This is a genomic window from Streptomyces sp. NPDC052023 (genome assembly GCF_044548465.1).
In the GTDB taxonomy this organism is placed as follows: domain Bacteria; phylum Actinomycetota; class Actinomycetes; order Streptomycetales; family Streptomycetaceae; genus Streptomyces.
On the sequence record NZ_JBIUBW010000004.1, the window covers coordinates 128,135 to 154,245 of the forward strand.

Annotated in this window: 18 protein-coding genes; 11 read left to right on the forward strand and 7 right to left on the reverse strand. The window is 69.8% G+C overall.

Translation table 11 applies throughout. The features are described 5' to 3' along the window. Positions 1–25: 25 nt before the first annotated feature. Together ACIHCM_RS10995 and ACIHCM_RS11000 are read right to left on the reverse strand one after the other, a co-directional pair. A complete protein-coding gene (locus ACIHCM_RS10995; RefSeq protein ID WP_399892517.1) occupies positions 26–940 on the reverse strand; it encodes an RNA polymerase sigma-70 factor in 915 nt (304 codons plus the stop codon). A 173-nt stretch (positions 941–1,113) separates the two neighbouring features. Continuing rightward, positions 1,114–4,920 carry a GH92 family glycosyl hydrolase gene (locus ACIHCM_RS11000; protein ID WP_399892520.1) on the reverse strand — a complete coding sequence of 1,269 codons (3,807 nt, stop codon included), beginning with the start codon at positions 4,918–4,920 and terminating at the stop codon, positions 1,114–1,116. Between the two features lie 356 nt (positions 4,921–5,276). On the opposite strand from ACIHCM_RS11000, the gene ngcE reads away from it, so the two are divergent. The 10 genes from ngcE to ACIHCM_RS11050 all read left to right on the forward strand — a co-directional run bounded on the left by ngcE (position 5,277) and on the right by ACIHCM_RS11050 (position 19,013). After that, positions 5,277–6,722, forward strand: coding sequence for an N-acetylglucosamine/diacetylchitobiose ABC transporter substrate-binding protein (gene ngcE / locus ACIHCM_RS11005; protein ID WP_399892523.1), 1,446 nt, complete (start codon positions 5,277–5,279; stop codon positions 6,720–6,722). A gap of 108 nt (positions 6,723–6,830) precedes the next feature. Continuing rightward, on the forward strand, positions 6,831–7,760 hold the full coding sequence (locus ACIHCM_RS11010) for a carbohydrate ABC transporter permease (protein WP_399892525.1): 930 nt from the start codon (positions 6,831–6,833) through the stop codon (positions 7,758–7,760). A 15-nt stretch (positions 7,761–7,775) separates the two neighbouring features. Then, the gene (locus ACIHCM_RS11015; protein WP_399892528.1) at positions 7,776–8,699 is read left to right on the forward strand and encodes a carbohydrate ABC transporter permease; all 924 of its coding nucleotides are present in this window, start codon (positions 7,776–7,778) and stop codon (positions 8,697–8,699) included. A gap of 193 nt (positions 8,700–8,892) precedes the next feature. Then, on the forward strand, positions 8,893–10,104 hold the full coding sequence (locus ACIHCM_RS11020; RefSeq protein ID WP_399893378.1) for an ROK family transcriptional regulator: 1,212 nt from the start codon (positions 8,893–8,895) through the stop codon (positions 10,102–10,104). A gap of 132 nt (positions 10,105–10,236) precedes the next feature. After that, positions 10,237–11,340 (forward strand): sugar ABC transporter substrate-binding protein, encoded by a 1,104-nt coding sequence (locus tag ACIHCM_RS11025; protein WP_399893381.1) that lies wholly within the window; start codon positions 10,237–10,239, stop codon positions 11,338–11,340. Between the two features lie 181 nt (positions 11,341–11,521). Next, positions 11,522–12,313 carry an ATP-binding cassette domain-containing protein gene (locus ACIHCM_RS11030; RefSeq protein WP_393106876.1) on the forward strand — a complete coding sequence of 264 codons (792 nt, stop codon included), beginning with the start codon at positions 11,522–11,524 and terminating at the stop codon, positions 12,311–12,313. Continuing rightward, positions 12,310–13,605, forward strand: coding sequence for a sugar ABC transporter permease (locus tag ACIHCM_RS11035; protein ID WP_399892531.1), 1,296 nt, complete (start codon positions 12,310–12,312; stop codon positions 13,603–13,605). The genes ACIHCM_RS11030 and ACIHCM_RS11035 overlap by 4 nt, the downstream gene beginning before the upstream one ends. Before the next feature lie 272 nt (positions 13,606–13,877). Further along, positions 13,878–15,800 carry a 1-deoxy-D-xylulose-5-phosphate synthase gene (gene dxs, locus ACIHCM_RS11040; RefSeq protein ID WP_399892534.1) on the forward strand — a complete coding sequence of 641 codons (1,923 nt, stop codon included), beginning with the start codon at positions 13,878–13,880 and terminating at the stop codon, positions 15,798–15,800. A 149-nt stretch (positions 15,801–15,949) separates the two neighbouring features. Then, entirely contained in the window at positions 15,950–17,467 is a 1,518-nt protein-coding gene (locus ACIHCM_RS11045) for an amino acid permease (RefSeq protein ID WP_399892537.1), read from the forward strand. A gap of 73 nt (positions 17,468–17,540) precedes the next feature. After that, complete coding sequence (locus tag ACIHCM_RS11050; protein WP_399892540.1) at positions 17,541–19,013, forward strand: ArnT family glycosyltransferase; 1,473 nt, start codon at positions 17,541–17,543, stop codon at positions 19,011–19,013. A gap of 117 nt (positions 19,014–19,130) precedes the next feature. Here ACIHCM_RS11050 and ACIHCM_RS11055 read toward each other — a convergent pair whose 3' ends face one another. Further along, positions 19,131–19,496 carry an NTP pyrophosphohydrolase gene (locus ACIHCM_RS11055; RefSeq protein WP_399892543.1) on the reverse strand — a complete coding sequence of 122 codons (366 nt, stop codon included), beginning with the start codon at positions 19,494–19,496 and terminating at the stop codon, positions 19,131–19,133. A gap of 68 nt (positions 19,497–19,564) precedes the next feature. Between ACIHCM_RS11055 and ACIHCM_RS11060 the strand changes: the two genes are divergently transcribed. Beyond that, on the forward strand, positions 19,565–20,590 hold the full coding sequence (locus ACIHCM_RS11060) for a hypothetical protein (RefSeq protein WP_399893383.1): 1,026 nt from the start codon (positions 19,565–19,567) through the stop codon (positions 20,588–20,590). Positions 20,591–20,663: 73 nt separating this feature from the next. Here the strand turns inward: ACIHCM_RS11060 and ACIHCM_RS11065 are convergent, their stop codons facing one another. The 4 genes from ACIHCM_RS11065 to ACIHCM_RS11080 form a co-directional block, all read right to left on the reverse strand. Continuing rightward, complete coding sequence (locus tag ACIHCM_RS11065; protein ID WP_399892546.1) at positions 20,664–20,855, reverse strand: hypothetical protein; 192 nt, start codon at positions 20,853–20,855, stop codon at positions 20,664–20,666. 133 nt (positions 20,856–20,988) lie between these two features. Next, positions 20,989–23,118, reverse strand: a complete 2,130-nt coding sequence (locus tag ACIHCM_RS11070) for a 3-hydroxyacyl-CoA dehydrogenase NAD-binding domain-containing protein (RefSeq protein ID WP_399892549.1) — start codon at positions 23,116–23,118, stop codon at positions 20,989–20,991. Further along, on the reverse strand, positions 23,115–24,332 hold the full coding sequence (locus ACIHCM_RS11075) for a thiolase family protein (RefSeq protein ID WP_399892552.1): 1,218 nt from the start codon (positions 24,330–24,332) through the stop codon (positions 23,115–23,117). Before ACIHCM_RS11075 ends, ACIHCM_RS11070 begins: the two co-directional genes overlap by 4 nt. A 339-nt stretch (positions 24,333–24,671) precedes the next feature. Continuing rightward, positions 24,672–25,961: a ribonuclease D gene (locus ACIHCM_RS11080; protein WP_399892554.1), complete on the reverse strand. Its 1,290-nt coding sequence runs from the start codon at positions 25,959–25,961 to the stop codon at positions 24,672–24,674. Between the last annotated feature and the right edge of the window lie 150 nt (positions 25,962–26,111).

Here is a 26,111-nt window from a genome sequence, read left to right on the forward strand (position 1 = left end):
GGCCCTCGTCGTGCCCGGGGATCCGCTACGGGTGGCCGGTGAGCCGCTGGGCCGACTGCTGGTACGCCCGCAGCTTCTCGGGCGCCAGGACCCAGTAGACCCCGTCGATGCCGTCCGGCCCCACGGTGACGCTCACCAGGGCGACGGGGGCCCCGTCCTGGGTCAGCAGCGCGCCGGGCATGCCGTTGGCCTCGACCACGCTGTACTCCGCGCGGGGGAAGAACTTCTTGGCGGACCCGCAGATCATGGCCACCCGCTCGGTCCCCACGATCTTGACCCGGGCGACGCCGCGCATGCCGTTGCCGTCCGCGTAGGCCACCGCGTCGGCCGACAGCACGTGCTCCAGCGCGGCCACGTCACCGTTGCGCGCGGCCGCGACGAACGCGTCGAGCAGCCGCCGGTGCTGCGCCGTGTCGACGGGTTCCCGGCGTTCGGCGGACAGGCGTTTACGGGCCCGGCTGACGATCTGCCGCGTGTTGGCCTGCGTCAGCCGCAGCATGTTCGCGATCTCGTCGTAGGCGTAGCCGAACGCCTCCCGCAGCACGTAGGCAGCCCGCTCCACGGGGTTCAGCTTCTCCAGGACCAGCAGTACGGCCAGCTCCAGCGCCTCGCCGCGCTCCGCGCCGACCTGGGGATCCATGCTGGTGTCCACGGGCTCCGGCAGCCACGGGCCCACGTAGGCCTCACGGCGGACCCGTGCCGACTGAGCCACGTTGATCGCCAGCCGAGTGGTGATCTTCGCCAGGAACGCGGCGGGCTCCAGCACCGTGCTCCGGTCGACGTCCTGCCACCGCATCCACACGTCCTGGACCACGTCCTCGGCCTCGGACACGCTGCCCAGGATGCGGTACGCGATGCCGAACAGCCGGGGACGCAGTTGCTCGAACTCCTCCGCGGCCGCCTTCAGAGAGTCCTCGCCGGGGGGCTGTCCCTGGTCCATGTGCCGATGCCTCCGCTGTTCGACCGTCGTGCCCCCCGGGCAGGCGTTCCTCCGGCGCCGGGAGGGCCCGCCCACAGCGATCCTACGGCGGTCGCCCGGCGGGGGCCGCACAGGGCAAGCGGCGTCTCCCGCGAAGAATCGCGCGGGAGACGCCGCACCGGCCCCCGGTGGCCCTACCGGCCGAGCAGCTCGACCTCCGAGAGCGTCGCCTCACCTGACGTGAGGACCAGGCGGTACCCGGCGTAGTCCCCGGCCCGCGGCACGGAGAACGCCCGGGTCTGCCGGTCCCACCGGAAGGACTCACCCGCCCGCTCGTCCAGCGTCCGCCACCTGGTGCCGTCCGCCGTGCCCTGGAGCTTCCACCCGCTCGGTGCCTTCGTCCGGTCGGCGGAGGTGAGCGTGTACTGGACGGCCTTCGCCCGCCCGGACACCGGCAGCTCCACGGACGTCACGCCCGCGTTCGTCGCCGAGGTGTTGTCGAAGAGCGCGCCCTCGCCCGTGGTCAGGTCCCTGCGAGGCGCCGGTACCTTGTCGTCCTGGGTGATGGAGACCGGCGCCGCGTTCCTGCCCGTGCCCCACCTGGACGGCTTCGGCCCCATGTCGAACTCCAGCACCCCGCCCCTGGCCAGCAGCGAGTGCGGAAGGGAGGTCGACGTCCAGCTGCGGCCGTTGACCTTCAGGCCCTGCACGTAGATGTTCTTCGCGCTGTTCTTCGGCGCCCGGACCACCAGGTCCCGGCCGTTCTCCAGATGGACGGTCGCCTTGGTGAACAGCGGTGAGCCGACCGCGTAGTCGCCGCTGCCCATCACCAGCGGGTAGAAGCCGAGCGCGGAGAAGAGGAACCAGGCCGACTGCTCGCCGTTGTCCTCGTCACCGTGGTAGCCCTGGCCGATCTCGCTGCCGGTGTAGAGGCGGGACAGCACCTCGCGCACCTTCTCCTGTGCCTTCCAGGGCCGGCCGGCCGCGTCGTACATGTAGATCGCGTGATGGGCGACCTGGTTGGAGTGCCCGTACATGCCCATCCGGACGTCCCGGGCCTCGGTCATCTCGTGGATGACACCGCCGTAGGAGCCGACGAACTCGGGCGAGGCCGTCTCCGGCGTCGCGAAGTACTCGTCCAGCTTCTCGCCGAGCCCGTTCCGGCCGCCGTAGAGGTTGGCGAGCCCGCGGCTGTCCTGCGGGGCGGTGAAGGCGTAGCCCCAGCCGTTGGTCTCGGTGTAGTCGTGGCCCCACACGCGCGGGTCGTACTTCGACGACTCGACCCGCCACTCGCCCTGCGCGTCGCGGCCCTGGAAGAAGCCGGCCCCGGAGTCGAAGAGGTTCACGTACTCCTGGGCGCGGTTCAGGAAGTACTCCGACTCCTCCTTGTAGCGCTTCTCCCCGGTCTTCTCGTACAGCGTCCGGCCCATCCGGGAGATGCCGTAGTCGTTGAGGTAACCCTCCAGCGCCCACGACAGGCCCTCGTGCGTGTCGGTACTGGTCCAGCCGAGGAAGGGCGAGGTCGCCATGCCCTTGCGGCCCACACCCGAGGACGGTGGCACCACGGTCGCGTTCTTCACCGCCGCGTCGTACGCCGCCTTCGCGTCGAAGCCGACGCCCTTGACGTACGCGTCCGCGAACGCGACGTCCGAGGAGGTGCCGGTCATCAGGTCCGCGTACCCCGGTGAGGACCAGCGTGAGGTCCAGCCACCGTCCTTGTACTGCTGCACGAAGCCGTCGACCATCTCACCCGCCTGGCGGGGCGTCAGCAGCGAGTACGCCGGCCAGGTCGTGCGGTAGGTGTCCCAGAAGCCGTTGTTGACGTAGACCTTGCCGTCGACGATCTTCGCCCCGGTGTGGGTCGGGGTGTCCTGGCCCGTCATGGGCGAGAACGGCGAGGCGTACTTGTAGGTGGAACCGACCTTCTCGAAACCGGAGTTGGGGTACAGGTAGAGCCGGTACAGGCTGGAGTACAGCGTGGTCAGCTGGTCCGGCGTCGCGCCCTCGACCTCGACCTTGCCCAGCAGCCGGTCCCACAGCCGCTGCGCCTTCGCCTTCACGGACTCGAAGGAGGTGCCCTCCGGCATCTCCTGGCGCAGGTTGTCCTTGGCCTGCTCGACGCTGATCAGCGAGGTCGCCAGGCGCAGGGTGACCGTCCGGTCGGCGCCCGCGTCGAACCGCAGGTAGCCTTTCACCCCGCTCGACGAGCCCTCCTGCACCGGCTTGTCGAAGGTGCCGTAGACGAAGAGCCGGGTCGCGCCGGTCGACAGGCCGGACTTCACGTCCGAGTAGCCGGTCACCACCCCGGTCGCCTTGTCGAGGGTCAGACCCGCCTGGTCGGTCACGTTGTCGAAGAGCACGCTCGCGTCGTCGCCGGGGTAGGTGAAGCGGAGCATCGCCGCGTGGTCGGTGGGGGTCATCTCGGCCTTGAGACCGTTCTCGAAGCGCACCCCGTAGTAGTGCGGCCGCGCGACCTCGTTCTCGTGCCGGAAGGGCAGCGCACGCGCCGTGCGGGCGATGTCCGGGGTGCCGGTGGCGGCGGACGGCATCACCTGGAAGGTCTGCCGGTCGCCCATCCAGGGGCTCGGTTCATGACTGGCGCTGAACGCCTGGATCGTCGGCAGGTTGTCCGCGTTGTTCGCACGTGCGTAGTCGTACAGCCAGCTGAGCGAACCCGCGTTGGTCACCGGCGTCCAGAAGTTGAAGCCGTGCGGCACGGCGGTCGCCGGGAAGTTGTTGCCGCGCGAGAAGCCGCCGCTGGAGTTGGTGCCGCGCGTGGTGAGCGCGTAGTCGGACACGTGCGCCTTGGGCTTCTCGGGCGCCTTCACGGCCAGCGAGACGTCGTCCACCCAGCCGCGGAACTTCGCCGGTCCGGCGGGGGAGTCGTACGCCACCAGGATCCGGTCGACGGTCTTGCCGGCCGCCACCGAGCCGATCCGCGAGACGACGTTGTTCCACTGGTTGACGTAGAGCACCTTGGCCTCGCCCTGCCCGCGCGGGCTGAGGCCGAAGCCGTGCTGGTCCCGCGCCCCGAGGCCGCTCAGGTGGGTGCCGTCGGTGAACGCGAGGTCGACGGAGACGTTCGTGGCGGCGTAGTCCCGGTCGCCGTCCGCCATCGACGGGAAGATCCGGTACGAGAGCGCGGTGTCCCGGCCCACGGCCACGTCGACGTCGAAGATCTTGTTGTACGAGTACGCGCGGCCGTCCGCGACGTGCCGTCCCGCGTACCGCAGTGCCCGCTTGCCGGTGAAGCCGGCGCCCGCCTTCGCCGTGGGCGAGCCGCTCGGGCCGCGGTCGACCAGCGACAGCATGTCCTGCGGGACCGGTCCCTCGCTGCCGCCGGTGGAGAACTGCACATCCGCCAGCTGGAGGATGGTTCCGCCGTTGTTCTTGGTGATGTCCAGCCGGTAGTGCCGGTACTCGGCGGCGGCCGCTTCCGCTATGTCGTACGTCTTCGTCCGGAAACGCTCCGGGAAGGTCTCACCGGAGCGGGTGTCCAGGGTCTTCCAGTCCTTGCCGTCGGTGGAGCCCTTCAGGGTCCAGTCCGCCGGGTCCCGTTCCGCGTGGTCGTTGGCCGAAGTGAGGGCGTACCGCGCCAGCTTCACCGGCGCGTCCAGGTCGAACTCGACCCAGCCCGTGGGCGTGAACGTCAGCCACTTGGTGGTGGGCTCGGTGTCGACCAGGCTCTCCTTCACCTCGCCGGCCCCGGCGTTCTCGCCGTTCGCCCGCACGTCGGTGACGTGGTCGGTGACGTTGCCCGGAATGCCGCTGCTGTAGCCGCCGTCCACGCCCGCGGCCCGCTTGCTCCCGTCCGGCGCGGTGTCGACGGTGTTCAGCCAGTCCGGTGCCGGGTCCCCGGTTTCGAACGAGGACGTGAACTCCCGGTCGGCCGCGGGTGCTTCCGGCAGGGCGACGGCCACGCCCTGGGAACCGACGGCCATGACAAAGGCGGCCGTTGTCACGACCGCCGTACTCCATCTGTGCCGACCTCTGTGCCGCATCCGCCAACCCACTCCCTGCACGCTGTGGACAACGTTGTCAAATTCCGTGCGCAAGGACCAGTAGTGACTCAAGTGGTCGACGCTGTCAAGGGTGTTGACTGCGTCGTTCGAGACCTATGTCGCGGATTTTTCCGGCAAGGCGCCCACAGGCGACTCATATTTCCGCGAGGTCTCAACTCGGAAAAGACCGACGGCGAACCTTGCATTCGATCTTGCTCCGCTGGCGGGAAGTGGACTATACCTGTCGGCGATTCACATGATGCGCACTTCCCGCACGACCCTGCTTGACCCGACCGCGGTGCCGGGGAGGATCCGGTTCACCGCCTGAGTCCTGTTCAGAAGGCGAGGACTTGAGCATGGGATCCCCATCCGCAGAGAACCTCGGCGCCGATGGCGTCGGCCGCCGTGCACTGATCAAACGCTCCGCCGCGCTCGGCCTGGTCTCCGTACCGGCGATGAGCTTCCTGTCCGCCTGTGCCAGTGGCGGCGGGGGTGAGGAAACGTCCGACGACACCCAGGGCAAGACGTCGAAGGACAACCCCTTCGGCGTCAAGGAGGGCAGCAAGCTCGACGTCGTCATCTTCAAGGGCGGTTACGGCGACGACTACGCCAAGGCGTGGGAGGCCGCGTTCCAGAAGAAATGGGGCGTCACCTCCACGCACACCGGAACCCAGGAGATCACCGGCAAGCTCCAGCCCCGCTTCAACGCGGGCAACCCGCCGGACATCGTGGACAACTCCGGCGCCCAGAAGATCAAGATCGATGTGCTCTACAAGAACGATCAGCTGCTCGACCTCGCCGAGGTGCTGGACGCGCCGAGCGTGGACGACTCCTCGAAGAAGGTCCGGGACACCGTAATTCCCGGCACGCTGGACCCGGGTCTGCAGGGCGGAAAGGTCGTCGCCCTCAACTACATCTACACGGTCTGGGGCCTTTGGTACTCAGGAAAGCTCTTCAAGGAGAAGGGCTGGGAGGAGCCGAAGAGCTGGGACGACTTCCTGGCCATCTGCAAGGACGCCAAGTCGCAGGGCATCGGCGGACTCGCGCACCAGGGCAAGTACCCGTACTACATCAACGTCGCCATCATGGACCTGATCGCCAAGAAGGGCGGCCTGGACGCCATGAAGGCGATCGACAACCTCGATCCGAAGGCGTTCGTCGGCTCCGACGCGGCGCAGGCCGCCGTGGAGGCCGTCTACGAGGTCGTCGAAAAGGGCTACCTGATGCCCGGCACGAACGGGCTGGAGCACACCGAGGCACAGACCCGGTGGAACCAGTACAAGGCCGCGTTCATCACCAGCGGCTCCTGGCTGGAGAACGAGCAGCTGAAGCAGACGCCGCCGGACTTCGACATGAAGTTCCTGCCCATGCCGCTGCTGCCCGACAGCGTCATGCCGTTCGAGGCGATTCGCGCCGGCTCCGGTGAGCCCTTCATCATTCCCTCCAAGGCGAAGAACCTGCCGGCCGCCAAGGAGTTCATGCGGATGATGCTGTCGCGGGAATGGTCGACGCTTTTCGCCAAGGAGGCGAACTCGCTGACCATCCTCCAGGACGGTGTCGACCCGAGCGTGCAGCTGCGGCCCGGTACCCAGTCCACGGTCAAGGCGTCCAAGGCGGCGGGCGAGAACACCTTCCGATTCCTGTACACCGAGTGGTACAGCGAGATGGACACCGCGATCCAGAACGCGTCCAACGAACTGATGGCGCGACGGATTCAGCCCAAGGAATGGCTGAAGCGGGCGCAGGCCGCGGTGGACAAGGCGGCGAAGGATCCCGCGTCCAAGAACAACCGTCGGGAATAGTTCTCCGGGGAATGCCGTGGGGTGCGGTGGACTGTGTGGTGCGGGCCGTCACCGGCTCGTCGCGCGGTCCCCGCGCCCCTTCGGGTCGGGACAGCAGGGGCAGGTTTCATGCGCAAGGGGCAGTACCGGTTCGTCGCGGGGTTTCTCCTGGTTCCCGTGGCGCTTTATCTCGTCTTCGTCATCTGGCCGTACATCCAGACGTTCGGGTACTCCCTGACCGACTGGAAGGGGCAGTCGCAGACCTTCGACTTCGTCGGTCTGGACAACTACAAGGCGTTGTTCCAGGACGACATCTTCATGGGTGCCATCTGGCACAACATCCTGTTTCTGGTCTTCATCCCGGTGATCACCATTCTGCTCGCGCTGTTCTTCGCCTTCATGCTGAACGCGGGCGGGCGCAGCCGGGCCGGCGGTGTCGCGGGCGTGGCCGGGTCCAGGTTCTACAAGGTGGTGTACTTCTTCCCGCAGGTGCTCTCGCTGGCGATTCTCGCGGTGCTCTTCGGCGCCGTGTACCGCAGTGACAGCGGCGGCATGCTCAACGGCTTTCTGGTGAAGCTGGGCCTGGTCGACCCGAACAGTCCCGTCGAGTGGCTCAACGAACCCGACTTCGTGCTGTGGGCGCTGATCCTGGTCGTGGTGTGGCACGGCGTCGGCTTCTATCTGGTGCTCTTCTCCGCCGCGATGCAGTCCATCCCGCGGGACATCTACGAGGCCGCGCTCATCGACGGTGCCGGGCGGGCCCAGTCGTTCTTCCGCATCACCCTGCCGCTGCTGTGGGACTCCGTGCAGACCGCCTGGGTCTACCTCGGTATCGCGGCGATGGACATGTTCATCCTGGTGTCCACCATGACCTCGGGAGAGTTCGGCGGCGGACCGGACCACGCCAGCGAGGTCATGTCGACGGTGATGATGCGCAACTTCCTCTACTACGGGAAGAGCGGCTACGCCTGCGCCATGGGCGTCGTCATGCTGCTTCTCACCCTGATCCTGTCCGTGGTCATGCTGCGCGCCACCCGCCGCGAGCGCGTCGAGTTCTGAGCGGGAGAGACGACGATGAGCGCACCCATCAAGGAGAACACCCCCGCCCTCGCCAAGGAGCCCTCGTACGGGCCCGCGGACCGGGCCGGTGAGCGGCGCGGCGAGGGCGTGGTGCTGAACGCGTTCTCGCACGGTTTCCTCGCCCTGTGGGCCCTGATGATCGTCCTGCCGCTGCTGTGGCTGGTCCTCAGCTCCTTCAAGACCGACTCGCAGATCGCGGGCTCGGCCTTCGGCTGGCCGCAGAACTGGTCCTTCGACGTGTTCACGCGCGCGTGGGAGAAGGGCATCGGCGACTACTTCTTCAACACGGTCGTCGTGCTCGTCTTCTCGGTGCCGCTGACCATGCTGTTCGGCTCGATGGCCGCGTACGTACTGGCGCGCTACCAGTTTTGGGGAAACCGGCTGCTGTACTACTTCTTCGTGGCCGGCGCGATGTTTCCCGTGTTCCTGGCCCTGGTCCCGCTCTTCTTCATGGTGAAGCGGCTGGACATGCTGAACACGTACCAGGGCCTGATCCTGGTCTACGTCGCCTACTCGATGCCGTTCACCGTGTTCTTCATGCACGCCTTCTTCCGGACCCTGCCCACGGCGGTGTTCGAGGCGGCGATCCTGGACGGGGCCTCCCACAGCCGGACCTTCTTCCAGGTCATGCTGCCGATGGCCAAGCCCGGCCTGATCAGCGTGGGGATCTTCAACATGCTCGGGCAGTGGAACCAGTTCATTCTGCCGACGGTGCTGATGCAGCCGCAGAGCGGTGACGATCCCGAGCGCTACGTCCTGACCCAGGGGCTCGTCCAGCTCGAACAGCAGCAGGGCTACGCCTCCGATCTGCCCGTGCTCTTCGCGGGCGTGACCATCGCGATGATCCCGATGCTGGTCGTGTACCTGTCGTTCCAGCGGCAGGTGCAGGCGGGGCTCACGTCGGCAACCCTGAAGTGAACGGCGGTAGCGTCTCGTAACCGTCCGCGCACACACCGCTTCCCGCCCTGGAAGCGGTGTGTGCGCTGTGCGCCTGGACCGCCGAAACTGTTCAACCTCTTGACGGGAGGCAACCCGAACGGCTCAGCTTAGAGTTCACTAGTTGGACATAGACGGGGCCTCACCGAAGCGGTCCCGCGCGCAGGAGGTCGTCGTGGAGACTCCGGGGTCGCAGTCGTCGCTGCACCGAGCCAACCTGGAGCGGGTGGTCCGAGCCGTACGGCTGGCCGGATCCCTCACCCAGGCGGAGATCGCAAGGACGACCGGTCTGTCCGCGGCGACGGTCTCCAACATCGTCCGTGAGCTCAAGGACGGTGGAACGGTCGAGGTCACACCCACCTCGGCGGGTGGCCGCCGGGCCCGTAGCGTCTCGCTCAGCGGTGACGCCGGCATCGTCATCGGCGTCGACTTCGGCCACACCCACCTGCGCGTCGCGGTCGGGAACCTCGCCCACCAGGTGCTGGCCGAGGAGTCCGAGCCGCTGGACGTCGACGCCTCCGCCGCGCAGGGCTTCGACCGGGCCGAAGAGCTGATCAACCGGCTGATCGCGGCGACCGGCGTGGACCGCGCCAAGATCGCCGGGGTGGGTCTCGGCGTGCCCGGCCCGATCGACGTGGAGTCCGGGACGCTGGGCTCCACATCGATCCTGCCCGGCTGGACCGGCGCCCGGCCCGCCGAGGAGCTGCGGGGGCGGCTCGGCGTACCGGTGCACGTGGACAACGACGCCAACCTGGGCGCCCTCGGCGAACTGGTCTGGGGCGGCGGCAAGGGCGTGCGGGACCTGGCGTACATCAAGGTCGCCAGCGGTGTCGGCGCCGGACTGGTGATCGACGGGAAGATCTACCGGGGTCCTGGGGGCACCGCAGGAGAAATCGGACATATTACACTCGATGAGTCCGGCCCCGTCTGCCGATGCGGAAACCGGGGCTGTCTGGAGACCTTCGCGGCCGCGCGCTATGTGCTCCCGCTCCTCCAGTCCAGCCACGGCAGCGACCTGACCATGGAGGGCGTCGTGCGGCTGGCGCGGGACGGTGACCCGGGCTGCCGTCGGGTGATCGCCGATGTCGGCCGCCACATCGGCAGTGGAGTGGCCAACCTGTGCAACCTGCTGAACCCGAGCCGGGTGGTCCTGGGCGGTGATCTCGCCGAGGCCGGAGAGCTGGTGCTCGGGCCCATAAGGGAGTCCGTCGGCCGCTACGCCATCCCCAGCGCCGCGCGCCAACTGTCCGTGCTCCCAGGGGCACTTGGCGGCCGTGCGGAGGTGCTCGGGGCGCTCGCCCTCGCGCTCAGCGAGATGGGCGATTCGACACTTTTGGATGGTGGCGTCGGCGGCTCGCTTCCGGCCGTTGCACCTGCCTTCACTTAGAGAACGGATGGCACCGTTGCCAACCCGTTAAGGATTTACTTCTTGACGTCGCACGTGTGGCCGAGTTGACTTCCAGCCACCTCGGCCGCAACGACGCGGCCTCGTCAGGGAGGTTATGAAGTGAACACGCGTATGCGTCGTGCCGCCGTTGCCATTGCCGCGGGTGCGATGGCCGTCTCGCTGGCCGCTTGTGGCAGCGCTGAGGAAGCGGGCGGCGACAGCGACGCCGGCGGCTCCGCCGCCAAGGGCGACAACATCAAGGTCGGCCTGCTCCTTCCGGAGAACAAGACCGCGCGTTACGAGAAGTTCGACCGGCCGCTGATCGAGAAGAAGATCAAGGAGCTGACGAACAACAAGGCGGAGATCCAGTACAACAACGCCCGCCAGGACGCCAACCTTCAGGCCCAGCAGGTCGACACGATGATCACCAACAAGGTGGACGTGCTGATCCTGGACGCCGTGGACGCCAAGGCCATCAAGAACTCCGTGCAGAAGGCCGCGGACGCCGGCATCAAGGTCGTCGCCTACGACCGCCTGGCCGAGGGCCCGATCAGCGCCTACACCTCGTTCGACAACGAAGAGGTCGGCCGCACCCAGGGCGAGGCCCTCCTCGAGGCCCTGGGCGACAAGGCCAAGGACAGCCAGATCGTCATGATGAACGGCTCGGTCACCGACCCGAACGCCGCCCAGTTCAAGAAGGGCGCGCACTCCGTCCTCGACGGCAAGGTGAAGATCGGCAAGGAGTTCGACACCAAGGAGTGGTCGCCGGACAACGCCAACTCCAACATGGAGGCGGCGATCACGGCGCTCGGCAAGAACAAGATCGCCGGTGTCTACTCCGCCAACGACGGCATGGCGGGCGGCATCATCACCGCCCTGAAGGCCGCGGGCATCGCCGACATCCCGGTCACCGGCCAGGACGCCGAGCTCGCCGCCGTGCAGCGCATCATCATGGACCAGCAGTTCATGAGCGTCTACAAGTCCTACCCGCAGGAGGCCGAGGTCGCCGCCGAGATGGCGGTCGCCCTGGCCAAGGGCGAGGACCTGGGCGCCATCGCCAAGGACAAGGTCTCCAGCGGCAGCGCCAAGGACGTCCCGTCGGTCCTGGTCCCGGTGATCTCCCTGACCAAGGAGAACATCAACGACACCGTGATCAAGGACGGCATCTACACCGCCGACGAGATCTGCTCGGGCAACTACAAGTCCGCCTGCGACAAGCTCGGCATCGGCGGCTGATCCGGTCCCGGCCCCTCCAAGTACGGGAACCCACCCAGGAGTTCCCGTACCGGACGGCCGAACCACAGGCTCCTCCGGCGCCCCGCGTCACACACAGCCCCGCAAGCTAGTCACGGGGCGCCGGCGGAACATCCCCCCAGTCTTTCTGCACAACCTCCCGCCGGGTCAGGCGGCGAAGGAGATGGTTCACGTGTCCGCTACGCCCGTGCTGGCGTTGCGCGGGGTCTCCAAGCGGTTCGGTGCCGTTCAGGCGCTCACCGACGTAGAGCTTGAGGTCCACGCCGGTGAGGTGGTCGCCCTGGTCGGCGACAACGGCGCCGGAAAGTCCACGCTGGTCAAGACGATCGCCGGCGTGCATCCCATCGATGAGGGCGTCATCGAATGGGAAGGCAAGGCCGTTTCGATCAGCAAGCCGCACGACGCCCAGGCGCTGGGCATCGCGACCGTCTACCAGGACCTCGCGCTGTGCGACAACATCGACGTCGTCGGCAACCTGTTCCTCGGCCGTGAGCTGAGGAAGTGGGGCGTGCTCGACGAGGTCGAGATGGAGCGCCGCTCGCGCGAGCTGCTGAAGACGCTCTCGATCCGCATCCCCAGCGTGCGTATCCCGATCGCCTCGCTCTCCGGCGGTCAGCGCCAGACCGTGGCCATCGCGCGCTCGATGCTCGGCGAGCCCAAGCTCGTCATCCTCGACGAGCCGACCGCCGCCCTCGGCGTCGAGCAGACCGCCCAGGTCCTGGACCTGGTGGAGCGGCTGCGGGAGCGCGGCCACGCCGTGATCCTGATCAGCCACAACATGGCCGACGTCAAGGCAGTCGCCGACAAGGTGGCGGTACTGCGCCTCGGCCGCAACAACGGCGTCTTCGAGGTCAAGACGACCTCGCAGGAGGAGATCATCTCCGCCATCACCGGCGCCACCGAGAACGCCGTGACCCGCCGTGCGGCGCGCACGAACGGGGAGGTTTCCAAGTGAGCATCGACAAGACCTCCACGGCCGCGGCGAACGGCCAGACCGTCGAGAACCCCGAGGCGGCCGCCGCCTCGGTGACCGCGGTCGACCCCCGCCTGCTCGTCCGCGAGCAGGGCCTCGCCGGCTACCTCGGCGAGTTCAGGCGCAAGATGAAGGCGGGCGAGCTGGGTTCCATCCCGGTCGTCATCGGCCTGATCATCATCTGCGTCGTCTTCCAGAGCCTGAACTCCGCGTTCCTGTCCGCCCAGAACATCAGTGACATCACCGTCACGATGGTCGGCACGGGCATGATCTCGGTCGGCATCGTCTTCGTGCTGCTGCTCGGCGAGATCGACCTGTCCGTCGGCTCGGTCAGCGGTGCCTCCAGCGCCATCGCGGCCGTGCTCGCGGTGAACCAGGGCTGGCCGGAGTGGGCGGCGGTGCTCTTCGCCGTCGCCGCGGGTGCCGCCATCGGCGCGGCCCACGGCTTCTTCTTCGCGGTGCTCGGCGCCCCGGCCTTCGCCGTGACGCTGGCGGGCCTGCTCTTCTGGCTGGGCTTCATGCTCCAGACGCTGGGCGAGAACGGCACGATCAACCTCGACAGCGACGGCTTCATCGGTCAGCTGACGACGTACTTCTTCACGGACGTCGCCGCCGCGTACGGCCTGGCGGCCGTGGTGACCGCGGTCTTCTTCCTCACGTCCTTCCTCGGCAACCGGCGCCGCGAGGCGGCGGGCGTCCCGTCCCGGCCCATGAGCGACACCCTGCTGCGCACGGGGCTGCTCGCGGTGGTCTCCTTCGCCGCGGCGTTCATGTACAACCAGTACAAGGGCCTGCCGCTGGCGACCGTGATCTTCCTGGTGTTCCTGGTCGGCACGGACTTCCTGCTCCGCCGGACGACGTACGGCCGCAAGGTCTTCGCGCTCGGTGGCAGTGTCGAGGCGTCCCGGCGTGCGGGCATCAACGTCACGGCGGTACGGATCTCCGTGTTCGCGATCTCCGGTGGTTTCGCGGCGATCGGTGGCCTGTTCCTGGCGTCGAAGATCGCGTCCGCGAACCAGAGCGCGGGCACCGGCGACCTGCTGATGAACGCCATCGCGGCTGCCGTGATCGGTGGTACCTCGCTGTTCGGTGGCCGTGGACGCACCTGGAACGCGCTGCTGGGCGTGCTGGTGATCGTCTCCATCCAGTACGGGCTCCAGCTGGAGTCCATCGCCGAGCCGGTGAAGTACATGATCACGGCGGGTGTGCTGCTGACCACGGTGGTCATCGACTCGGTCACCCGGCGGACCCAGAAGACCGCCGGCCGGGCGTAGGGGCTGCGCCGCTGGGGCGCGGTGGTCTGCCGGGCCCGGTCCGGTGTGGCTGATCGCGCCCCTTCCGGCGTGGCAGTCCGGCTCTTCACGACACGATTGTGCCCGGCACCGACGGCGGTGCCGGGCACAGTCGTGTCGTGGAAAGGCCCTCTCCTGGGTAGAGCCGAACGCGTGACGTACGACCCACCGTCCTGGCGTCGGGGGGCGGGGCGGAACATTAGACTCGACAAGCCCGGCAACAGCTCGAACAGCTCTACTGCAAGGAGGCACGGGTGCCGCTGCTGACCCGCATCACGGGACCGCGCGATCTGGACCGGCTCAGCCTGGAAGAGCTGGACCAGCTGGCCGAGGAGATCCGGACCTTCCTTGTCGAGGCCGTCTCCAAGACCGGCGGCCACCTCGGCCCGAACCTCGGCGTGGTCGAGCTGACCATCGCCCTGCACCGCGTGTTCGAGTCACCGAAGGACAAGGTGCTCTGGGACACCGGCCACCAGGCCTACGTCCACAAGCTGCTCACCGGCCGCCAGGACTTCTCCCGGCTGAAGATGAAGGGCGGCCTGTCCGGCTACCCCTCGCAGGCCGAGTCCGAGCACGACGTGATCGAGAACAGCCACGCCTCCACGGTCCTCGGCTGGGCCGACGGCCTGGCGAAGGCCAACCAGCTGCTCAAACGCGACGACCACGTGGTCGCCGTGATCGGCGACGGCGCGCTCACCGGCGGTATGGCCTGGGAGGCGCTGAACAACATCGCCGACGCCAAGGACCGCCCGCTGGTCATCGTCGTCAACGACAACGAGCGCTCCTACGCCCCCACGATCGGCGGCCTCGCCAACCACCTCGCGACGCTGCGCACCACGGACGGCTACGAGCGCTTCCTGGCGCGCACCAAGGAGGTCCTGGAGCGCACCCCGGTCGTCGGCCGGCCGCTCTACGACACCCTGCACGGCGCCAAGAAGGGCCTGAAGGACTTCATCGCGCCGCAGGGCATGTTCGAGGACCTGGGCCTGAAGTACGTCGGCCCGATCGACGGCCACGACATCGAGGCGCTGGAGTCCGCGCTGGCCCGCGCCAAGCGCTTCGGCGGCCCGGTCATCGTGCACTGCCTCACCGAGAAGGGCCGCGGCTACCAGCCCGCCCTCCAGGACGAGGCCGACCGCTTCCACGCCGTCGGCAAGATCCACCCCGACACCGGCCTGCCGATCGCCTCCTCCGGCGCCGACTGGACCTCCGTCTTCGGCGACGAGATGGTCAAGCTCGGCAAGGAGCGCGAGGACGTCGTCGCGATCACCGCCGCGATGCTCCAGCCGGTCGGCCTGGACCGCTTCGCGAAGGTCTTCCCGGACCGGGTCTACGACGTCGGCATCGCCGAGCAGCACGGCGCCGTCTCCGCGGCCGGCCTCGCCACCGGCGGAGTGCACCCCGTCTTCGCCGTGTACGCCACCTTCCTCAACCGCGCCTTCGACCAGGTCCTGATGGATGTCGCCCTGCACAAGTGCGGCGTGACCTTCGTGCTGGACCGGGCCGGCGTCACCGGCACCGACGGCGCCTCCCACAACGGCATGTGGGACATGTCGATCCTCCAGGTGGTCCCCGGCCTCAGGCTCGCCGCCCCGCGCGACGCCGAGCAGGTGCGCGCCCAGCTGCGCGAGGCCGTCGACGTCGACGACGCGCCGACCGTGGTGCGCTTCTCCAAGGGCGCCGTCGGTCCCGCCGTACCCGCGGTGGGCCGGATCGGCGGCATGGACGTGCTGCGCGAGCCCGGCACCACCACGCCCGACGTGCTCCTCGTGTCGGTCGGCGCGCTCGCGCCGATGTGCCTGGAGGTCGCCTCGCTCCTCGACAAGCAGGGCATCTCCACCACCGTCGTCGACCCGCGCTGGGTCAAGCCCGTGGACGAGGCCATGGCCCCGCTCGCCGACCGGCACCGCGTGGTCGTCACCGTCGAGGACAACTCCCGCGTCGGCGGCGTCGGCTCGGCCATCGCCCAGGCCCTGCGGGACGCGGGCGTCGACGTACCGCTGCGGGACTTCGGCATCCCGCCGCGCTTCCTCGACCACGCCTCCCGCGCCGAGGTCATGGCGGAGATCGGGCTGACCGCCCCGGACATCGCCCGCCAGGTCACCGGCCTGGTCTCCCGGCTCGACGGGCGCTACGAGCGGACGGCCGCCGACGAGATCGAGGCCGCGCGCGACTGACCGCGCGAGCCGAGCCCTCTGAATGGGCCGGTATCACCACTCTTCGCAGTGGCGGTACCGGCCCATTCGCGTGAGACGGCGCGGGCCGGGGCATACGGACTACGCCCCCTCTCGATCATGTCGAGGACGACAAGCGTGGGAGGTCCGCCGTGAGCAGCACCCTCTTCCGGACGAAGAAGGTCGAGCAGTCCATCCTCGATACCGAGGAGCCAGAGCACGCGCTCAGGAAATCCCTGTCCGCCCTGGACCTGACGGTCTTCGGCGTCGGTGTGATCATCGGCACCGGCATCTTCGTCCTCACCGGGTCGGTCGCGAGGAACAACGCCGGACCGTCCGTCGCGCTGTCCTTCGTGGTGGCAGGCGTCGTCTGCGCTCTCGCCGCGCTCTGCTACGCCGAGTTCGCCTCCACCGTCCCGGTGGCAGGCTCGGCGTACACCTTCTCGTACGCCTCACTGGGGGAGCTGCCCGCCTGGATCATCGGCTGGGACCTCGTCCTGGAGTTCGCGCTCGGCACGGCGGTGGTGGCGGTCGGCTGGTCGGGGTACATCGCCTCGCTGCTGGAGAACGCGGGCTGGCAACTGCCCGAGGCGCTCGGGACCCGGGAGGGCGCCGACGGGTTCGGCTTCGACATCCTCGCCGCCGCCCTGGTGCTGGCGCTCACCGCGATCCTCGTGGTCGGCATGAAGCTCTCGGCCCGGGTGACCTCCGTCGTGGTCGCCATCAAGGTGACCGTCGTCCTCGTCGTCATCGTCGCCGGCGCCTTCTTCGTCACCGGCAGCAACTACGAACCGTTCGTCCCCGATCCCGAGCCCGTGGCGGCGGGGCGCAGTCTGGACGCGCCGCTCATCCAGCTGATGTTCGGCTGGGCGCCGGCCAACTTCGGCGTGCTGGGCATCTTCACCGCCGCCTCCGTGGTCTTCTTCGCCTTCATCGGCTTCGACATCGTGGCCACCGCCGCCGAGGAGACCAAGAACCCGCAGCGCGACATGCCCCGCGGCATCCTCGGCTCGCTGTTCATCTGCACCGCCCTCTACGTGGCGGTGTCGATCGTCGTCACCGGTATGCAGCACTACAGCGAGCTGTCCGTGGACGCCCCGCTCGCCGACGCCTTCAAGTCCGTCGGACAGCCCTGGTTCGCGGGCTTCATCAGCTTCGGCGCCGCCGTCGGCCTGACCACCGTCTGCATGATCCTGCTGCTCGGACAGACCCGCGTCTTCTTCGCGATGAGCCGCGACGGCCTGCTGCCGCGCTTCTTCTCCCGCGTCCACCCGCGGTTCAAGACCCCGCACCGGCCGACCATCCTGCTCGGCGTGCTCATCGCGATCCTCGCGGGCTTCACGCCCCTTCAGGAGCTCGCGGCCCTGGTGAACATCGGCACCCTGTTCGCCTTCGTGATCGTCGCCATCAGCGTGATCATCCTGCGCAGGACGCGCCCCGACCTGCCCCGTTCCTTCCGCACCCCCTGGGTGCCCGTGCTGCCGATCGTGTCCGTCCTGGCCTCGCTGTGGCTGATGCTGAACCTGCCGGCCGAGACCTGGGTCCGGTTCGCCGTCTGGATGGTGATCGGCGTCGTCGTCTACTTCCTCTACGGCCGCTCCCACAGCCGCCTCGGACGCCAGGAGGAGGCCACCGCCGCGGAGGTCCCCCCGCGCGGCGACAAGGAGTGAGCACCCCGTTCTGAGCGACCGGCCTCGTATGTCCCGTTTCTGTATGACATGCGAGGCCGGATAGTGTACGGCCATGCGCGCCGAGCCTCTCGCCCCACCACGCTCCGTAGCCGAACGAGGGGCGGCGCACGGTTACTGGACCCGGCTTCTGCCTCTGCTGGCGGCCCTGGCCTGCCTCACCCGCGTGCCGTCCTTCGTACGGCCCCTGTGGAACCCCGACGAGGGCTATCTCGCCGTACAGGCGCGCCTGCTGGCGCACGGCGGGGAACTGTACGAGACAGTCGTGGACCGCAAGCCGCCGCTCGTGCCGTGGTTGTACGAGGGGGCGTTCGCGCTGGCCGGCTCCGAGTCGCTCGCCCCGGTCCGGGTGCTGGCGGTGCTGGCGCAGTTGCTCACGGCCGTCCTGCTCGCCTCGCTCGCGCGGCGGCGCTGGGGCGACCGCGCGGGCCGTACCGCCGGAGTGCTGTACCTGCTGGTGTCCGTAGGGCTCAACCCCGAGGATGCGCAGGCCGCCGGCTTCGAGGTGTTCATGCTGCCGTGCACGGCCGCCGCCATGTGGTGCGCGGACCGGCGCCGCTGGGGATGGGCCGGCACGGCCGTCGCCGGGGCCTTCCTCGCCAAGCAGACCGGCGCGGCCGTACTGCTGCCGGTGCTCTGGCTGTACGTCCGTAACGGCGGCGCCGCGAGGGGCGGGCTGCTGCGGCTCGCGGCGGGGGCCGTCGTGCCGGTGCTGGGCGCTGCCCTGGCCACCGACCCGGCCGGCTTCGTGTTCTGGACGGTGACGGGCTCGGCGGCGTACGCCTCGTTCACCGGCTCCGAACTGCACGTCCTGAGCCGCGGCCTGGCCAACGCCGCGCTGCTGGCCGTGGGATGTGCCGGGCTGCTGCCGCCGGTGGTACGGGCGCTGCGGGTGGTCCGCGCGGGGGCGGCGGAGCTGTGGCTGTGGCCGGCCGCGTCGGCTGGTGCGGTGCTGGCCGGGTTCCACTTCTTCGGCCACTACTACCTGCAACTCCTGCCGCCACTCGCCCTGCTGGCGACGGCCGCCCTGCAGGTCCTGCCCCGTGAACGTCTGGTGACAGCCGTCCTCACCTCGGCCCTCTGCTGCGGCCTCTTCCTCGCCTGGGGGCTGTTCGCCCCACGACCCGAACTCGACCACGTCCAGCGACTGGCACAAGCCACGGCCCGCCGCTCCGAGCCCGGCGACCGCGTCCTCGTCTGGGGCATGCACCCGGAGACGTACTGGCTGGCCGACCGCACTCCCGCCAGCCGCTACCTCACCGCCGGCCTGCTCACCAACTACAGCGGCGGACGCAACGGCCCCCAGGTCGGCGAGAAGTACGGCGTCGAGGGCGCCTGGCCGGCCTTCCGCGCCGAACTCGCCGCCCACGCCCCCGCCCTGATCGTGGACGACTCCCGCGGCAAGCCGTACGCGCCGGAGCGGGTCCCGAGCCTGCGCAAGATCCTGGTGGCGGGATACGAGGAGGTGGGAGAGGTGGACGGGGCGGTGCTGTACGCGCGGGTGGTCAGGGGGGCGGGGAGGCCGTAGGGGGGACGGGAGGCCGTCGAGGCGCGGTGAGGCCGCAAGGGGACACGGGAGCCGTCAGGGGAGTGCGTGGCAGTGGGGAGCGCTTGGCGGCAGGGGAGGGCCTGGCGGTGGGGCCGCCTAGCGGTTCACCGACCGTGGGCCCGCCACCTCCGCGCCGAGTTCCGTCACCCGGCGCTTGAGCTCACGGTCCGCCGTGACGACCAGACAGGGGCGGTCGCCGGCCTCGCCGACCAGTTCGACCATGCGGTCGTCGCCGCTGCCCGGTGCCGCGTCCACCCGTACGCCCGGCACGGACTCCACCCCGCGGGCCGCGCCCTCCACCACGAGGACGATCTCCACGGGCTCCGGATGCCCCGGCAGACCGTCGACCGCCAGCCGGTCGCGCAGGCGCTCGGCCGCGCCGTGCCGGTCGCGCCACCAGCCGTCGGGGACCGAGCCGACCACGTTCGCCGCGTCGACGATCACCAGGAGCGGGGCAGTCATGTGACCCAGGGTCCCACGAGCCGCCGGCGGGAACCCGGGGGATGCCCGATTAAAGTAGGAGCGTGTCAATGGTCCCTGCGGTGAACGGCGACTGGCTGATACGAGGCCGGGACGGGCGGCTCAGCGCCTACGCCCCGAGCGGTGAGGCCGTCCATTGCCGGGCCGAACGCCACCCGGGCGGCGGCTGGCTGCCGCCCCGTAAGGCGGGTGGTGAGCAGCGGCTGCTGCCCGGCATCGCGGTGGGCCAGGGCGCCGACGGCTACGCGCATCTCGTCGCCTGGCGGCCCACGCCGAACGGCGAGGCGGGCCTCGTGCACTCCACGCACTTCCGCCCGCACCTCGCCGCGCTGGACTGGCTCCCGATCGGTCACCCCAACAAGAAGGGCGAGCGGACCGGGATGCCCGCCGTGGCCGTGGACGCCGAGGGGCGCGCGTACCTGTTCGTGCGCAACCGCGGCAAGGGTGTGCAGACCATCAACCAGAAGGAGCGTGGCGGCTGGAACGGCTGGCACGACCTGAGGGGCTCCCGGGTGGCCGAGGAACTCGTCGCCGTCACCGGGGAGTCGGGCCGGGTCGAGGTGTACGCCACGAACCCCGACGGCATCCTGCGCTGGTACCAGCAGGAGCCCGGCGCGCGCCCGGTCGCCGCCGACCCGCTGCCGGTGCGGGTGGCGCCGGGCTCGCTGAGCGCGCTGCCCACCTCCAAGGACCACACGACGCTGTTCTTCGCCGATCCCGAGGGCACCCTGTACGCCTGGCGTCCCGACGGCGACCCGGTCGCGCTGGCCGCCGCGGCCGGGCCCGGACCGGTGGCGGTGCTGCGCTGCGAGCTGGAAGGCCATGACTGCACCGTCCTCGCCCAGCGTTCGTCGTCGGGGCGGGTGGCGTTCGCGGCGTATCCCACGGAGCGGGAGTCGGCGGGCCTGTGGTGGACCGAGTCCGGCCCGCGGCTGCCGGCGGGCTCGCGGGTCGCCCTGGCCCAGGACACCGAGGGCCGCGTCGTCGCCGCGACGGCCACGCCGGACGGCGAACTGCGGGTGGCCCGGCAGAAGGACGAGCCCGGTCTGGCGCTGGGGGCCTGGCAGGTCGTCTGAGGGCGCGTATGACCGGCGAGGCGCCCCCCCCGTCCACCTCAAGCCGGCATCCGTGACACCCGCACCCGCCTCGTCAGCCGCCCGCCGTCCGGCCCGGTCGGCGGGAACCTGCGTCGCGAGCCGCCGTAGGAGGCACGACCACACCACCACCGCCCAGTTCACCCTGGCCGCCCTCGCCCGGCACCGCGAGACCGGGCACCACCCGGTCGTCGAGCACTACCGCGACGGCGTACGACGCGGCGGGCGCCGTCACCGTCGCGGCCATCGGCACGGACGGGCGCCTGCGCGCGGCCGGTTGTCGGCGACGGCGGGGAGCCCGCTGGGGACGTGGCACCGACCCGGCACATATGACGGAGGGCCCCCGCCGTGCGGAGGCCCTCTGTCGCGTCAGGTGGCGGTTACGCCGGGACGCTCGCGACTCCCTGCTCCAGGAACCGCTTCCCGTTCACCCGCTCGGCGACGCCCTCACGGTCCAGGTACGGCGTGATGCCGCCCAGGTGGAAGGGCCAGCCGGCGCCGGTGATCAGGCACAGGTCGATGTCCTGCGCCTCGGCGACGACGCCCTCGTCGAGCATGAGCCCGATCTCCTGCGCCACCGCGTCCAGCACCCGGGCCCGCACCTGCTCCTCGGTGAGCACCGAGTCGCCCTGCTTCAGCAGCGCGGCGACCTCCGGGTCCAGCTCGGGCTTGCCGCTGTCGTAGACGTAGAAGCCGCGCTTGCCCGCCTCGACGACCGCCTTGAGGTTCGGGGAGACCGTGAAGCGGTCCGGGAACGCCTTGTTGAGGGTCTCCGAGACGTGCAGCCCGATCGCCGGGCCGACCAGCTCCAGCAGCACCAGCGGCGACATCGGCAGCCCCAGCGGCTCGATCGCCTTCTCCGCCACCTCGACGGGCGTGCCCTCGTCGATGACGTTCTGGATCTCGCCCATGAAGCGGGTCAGGATGCGGTTCACCACGAACGCCGGGGCGTCCTTGACGAGCACGGCCGTCTTCTTCAGCTTCTTGGCGACGGCGAACGCCGTGGCCAGCGAGGCGTCGTCGGTCCGCTCGCCGCGGACGATCTCCAGCAGCGGCAGGATCGCGACCGGGTTGAAGAAGTGGAAGCCGACGACCCGCTCGGGGTGCTTCAGCTTCGACGCCATCTCCGAGACGGACAGCGAGGAGGTGTTGGTCGCGAAGATGGCGTGCGCCGGAGCGACCGCCTCGACCTCCGCGAACACCTTCTGCTTGACACCCATCTCCTCGAAGACGGCCTCGATGATGAAGTCGGCGTCCGCGAAGCCCTCGGCCTTGTCCAGGACACCGGTCACCAGCGCCTTGAGGCGGTTGGCCTTGTCCTGGTTGATCCGGCCCTTGCCGAGCAGCTTGTCGATCTCGGCGTGGACGTAGCCCACACCCTTGTCGACGCGCTCCTGGTCGATGTCGGTCAGCACGACCGGCACCTCGAGGCGGCGCAGGAACAGCAGGGCGAGCTGGGAGGCCATCAGACCGGCGCCGACGACACCGACCTTGGTGACCGGGCGGGCCAGGTTCTTGTCCGGGGCGCCGGCCGGGCGCTTGCCGCGCTTCTGCACCAGGTTGAACGCGTAGATGCCGGCGCGCAGTTCGTCACCCATGATGAGGTCGGCGAGCGCCTTGTCCTCGGCGTCGTAGCCCTGCTGGAGGTCGCCGTTCTTGGCGGCGGCGATGATGTCGAGGGCGCGGTAGGCGGCCGGAGCGGCGCCGTGCACCTTGGAGTCGGCGATGAAGCGGCCCTTGGCTACGGCCTGGTCCCAGCCCTCGCCGCGGTCGATCACCGGGCGCTCGATCCGGATCTCGCCCTTGAGGACGGACGCCGTCCAGATCAGCGACTGCTCCAGGAAGTCAGCGCCCTCGAAGATCGCGTCGGCGATCCCGAGCTCGTAGACCTGCTTGCCCTTGAGCTGCTTGTTCTGGTTGAGGCTGTTCTCGATGATCACCGAGACGGCCTTCTCGGGGCCGATCAGGTTCGGCAGCAGGGTGCAGCCGCCCCAGCCGGGAACCAGGCCGAGGAAGACCTCGGGGAGCGAGAAGGCGGGGATGGCCGCCGACACGGTGCGGTAGGTGCAGTGCAGGCCGACCTCGACGCCGCCGCCCATCGCGGCGCCGTTGTAGTACGCGAACGTCGGCACGGCGAGGCCGGCGAGACGCTTGAAGACGTCGTGGCCGCCCTTGCCGATGGCGAGCGCGTCCTTGTGCTCCTTGAGCAGCTCGACGCCCTTGAGGTCGGCGCCGACGGCGAAGATGAACGGCTTGCCGGTGATGCCGGCTCCGACGATCTCGCCGTCCGCGGCCTCCTTCTCGACCTGGTCGATCGCGGCGTTCAGGTTCGCCAGCGACTGCGGGCCGAAGGTGGTCGGCTTGGTGTGGTCCAGGCCGTTGTCCAGAGTGATCAGGGCGAAGCGCCCGGCACCCAGGGGGAGGTCGAAGTGGCGTACGTGCGCGCTGGTGACGACCTCGTCCGGGAACAGCGCCGAGGCCTGCTGCAGAAGCTCGGTGGTGGTGCTCACTTGTCCCCCTCGAAGTGCGGGTTCTCCCAGATGACCGTCGCGCCCATGCCGAAGCCGACGCACATGGTGGTCAGGCCGTAGCGGACGTGCGGCTGCTCCTCGAACTGGCGGGCCAGCTGCGTCATCAGGCGGACGCCGGAGGAGGCCAGCGGGTGACCGAAGGCGATGGCGCCGCCGTACTGGTTGACGCGCGCGTCGTCGTCGGCGATGCCGTAGTGGTCCAGGAAGGCCAGGACCTGGACGGCGAAGGCCTCGTTGATCTCGAAGAGGTTGATGTCCTCGATCGACAGGCCCGCCTTGGCGAGGGCCTTCTCGGTGGCCGGGATCGGGCCGTAGCCCATGACCTCCGGCTCGACGCCCGCGAAGGCGTAGGAGACGAGGCGCATCTTCACCGGCAGGTCGTGCTCGCGGGCGAAGTCCTCACTCGCGATGATCGACGCGGTGGCACCGTCGTTCAGACCGGCCGCGTTGCCCGCCGTGACCCGGCCGTGCACACGGAACGGGGTCTTCAGACCGGCCAGGTTCTCCAGGGTCGTCCCCGGGCGCATCGGCTCGTCGGCGGTGACCAGGCCCCAGCCCGTCTCACCGGCCTCCGCGTTCGTGCGGCGCACCGAGATCGGCACCAGGTCGGCCTGGATCTTGCCGTTGGCGTACGCCTTGGCGGCCTTCTCCTGCGAGCGCACCGCGTACTCGTCGGCGCGCTGCTTGGTGATGTGCGGGTAGCGGTCGTGCAGGTTCTCCGCCGTCATGCCCATGAACAGGGCCGACTCGTCGACCAGCTTCTCGCTGACGAACCGCGGGTTGGGGTCGACGCCCTCGCCCATGGGGTGGCGGCCCATGTGCTCGACACCGCCGGCGATGACGGCGTCGTAGGCGCCGAAGGCGATGGAGCCGGCCGTGGTGGTCACGGCGGTCAGGGCGCCCGCACACATGCGGTCGACCGAGTAGCCGGGCACCGACTGCGGCAGGCCCGCGAGGATGCCGGCGGTACGGCCGATGGTCAGGCCCTGGTCACCGATCTGCGTGGTCGCCGCGATGGCGACCTCGTCGATCTTCGTGGGGTCCAGGCCGGGGTTGCGGCGCAGCAGCTCCCGGATCGCCTTCACGACAAGGTCGTCGGCGCGGGTCTCGTGGTAGATGCCCTTCGGGCCCGCCTTGCCGAACGGGGTGCGGACGCCGTCTACGAAGACGACGTCCCTGACGGTACGAGGCACGATGGCTCTCCTCCAGGGTGCGGGATGGCACTGCTGCGGCACGCATGCGCTGAGCGCGCGCTCAGGCCCATGCTACTTGTGGGTAACGTAGCTGCACAGTCCTCCTGGAACGAGCGGTGAAGGTCACACCCCTCGCCGGTGCCCGTACCAGGGGTATGGCTGAATCCAGCCGCGCCGCCGTGCCCCGTTCAGAACAGCGTGTCGCCCCGATCCCGCCGGGCCCACCGGCGCCCCTCAGGGGCGCGGGGAACAGCGCGACCAGCCACGACGGCCCCGCGGCCGCCCCGCACGACACGCCCCTACGGCGCTCACGCCCTGCGGCGCCCAGGCGCGGCGCGCTCACGCACCCTTGGCCGACAGCGCACTCACCAGCACCGGCGTCACCAGCTCCACCTGCCACGGCCGCGCACCGTACCCGGCCAGTGCGGCCCCCACGGACTCCGCGTCGGCCACGGCCGGCGGCTCCCAGCACACCCGCCGCACCGTGTCCGGGGCGATCAGGTTCTCCTGCGGCAGCCCCAGCTCCTCGGCCAGCGCGGAGACCCCCGTCCGGGCCGCGGACAGCCGCGCGGCCGCCGCCGGGTCCTTGTCGGCCCACGCCCGCGGCGGCGGAGGCCCCGCGACCGGCTGTCCCGGCTGCGGCAGCTGCGTCTCGGGCAGTGCCTTGGCGCGGTCCACGGCGGCCTGCCACTGCTCCAGCTGCCGCCGCCCCGTCCGGTGCCCGAACCCGTTCAGCGCGGCCAGCGCGTGCACGCTGCCCGGCAGGGCGAGCGCGGCCTCGACGATTGCCGCGTCCGACAGCACCTTGCCCGGCGAGATGTCCCTGCGCTGCGCGATCCGGTCCCGGGTCAGCCACAGCTCCCGCACCACGGCGAGCTGCCGCCGCCGGCGCACCTTGTGCATGCCGGACGTACGGCGCCAGGGGTCCTTGCGGGGCTCCGGCGGCGGCGCGGCCGCGATCGCGTCGAACTCCTGCTGGGCCCATTCCAGCTTGCCCTGCCGGTCCAGTTCCTTCTCCAGCGCGTCCCGCAGGTCGACGAGCAGTTCGACGTCGAGCGCGGCGTACCGCAGCCACGGTTCGGGGAGCGGGCGGGTGGACCAGTCGACGGCGGAGTGGCCCTTCTCCAGCACGAACCCGAGCACGCTCTCGACCATGGCGCCGAGGCCGACCCGCGGGAACCCGGAGATCCGCCCGGCCAGCTCGGTGTCGAACAGCCGCGTCGGCACCATGCCTATCTCCCGCAGGCACGGCAGGTCCTGGGTGGCGGCGTGCAGCACCCACTCCACGCCGGACAGCGCGTCGCCGAGCGCCGACAGGTCGGGACAGGCCACGGGGTCGATCAGCGCGGTGCCCGCGCCCTGGCGGCGCAGCTGTACGAGATACGCGCGCTGTCCGTAGCGATAACCGGAGGCGCGCTCGGCGTCGACGGCGACGGGACCGGAGCCGGCGGCGAAGGCGGCGATCACCTCGGCGAGGGCGGCCTCGTCCGCGATCACGGGCGGAATGCCCTCACGCGGTTCCAGCAACGGGATCGGCGCCTCCGTAACAGAAGATCCGCCGTCTTCCGGAGGAGCGCCCCCGGTGGTTCGCAGTGAACTGTCTGCTGCGGTTTCTTGGGCGTCGGTCACCTGTCAAGGGTATCCGTGTATCGACGGCGCCCGCCGACGGAACGTTCCGTCGGCGGGCGGCCGCGGGGGGCCAAAAACTACCTTGTCTGGGGGTTCCCGGGACGACCCAGGGGGGCGCGGGGGGGGTTACGCGGCGCGGACCCCGGTACA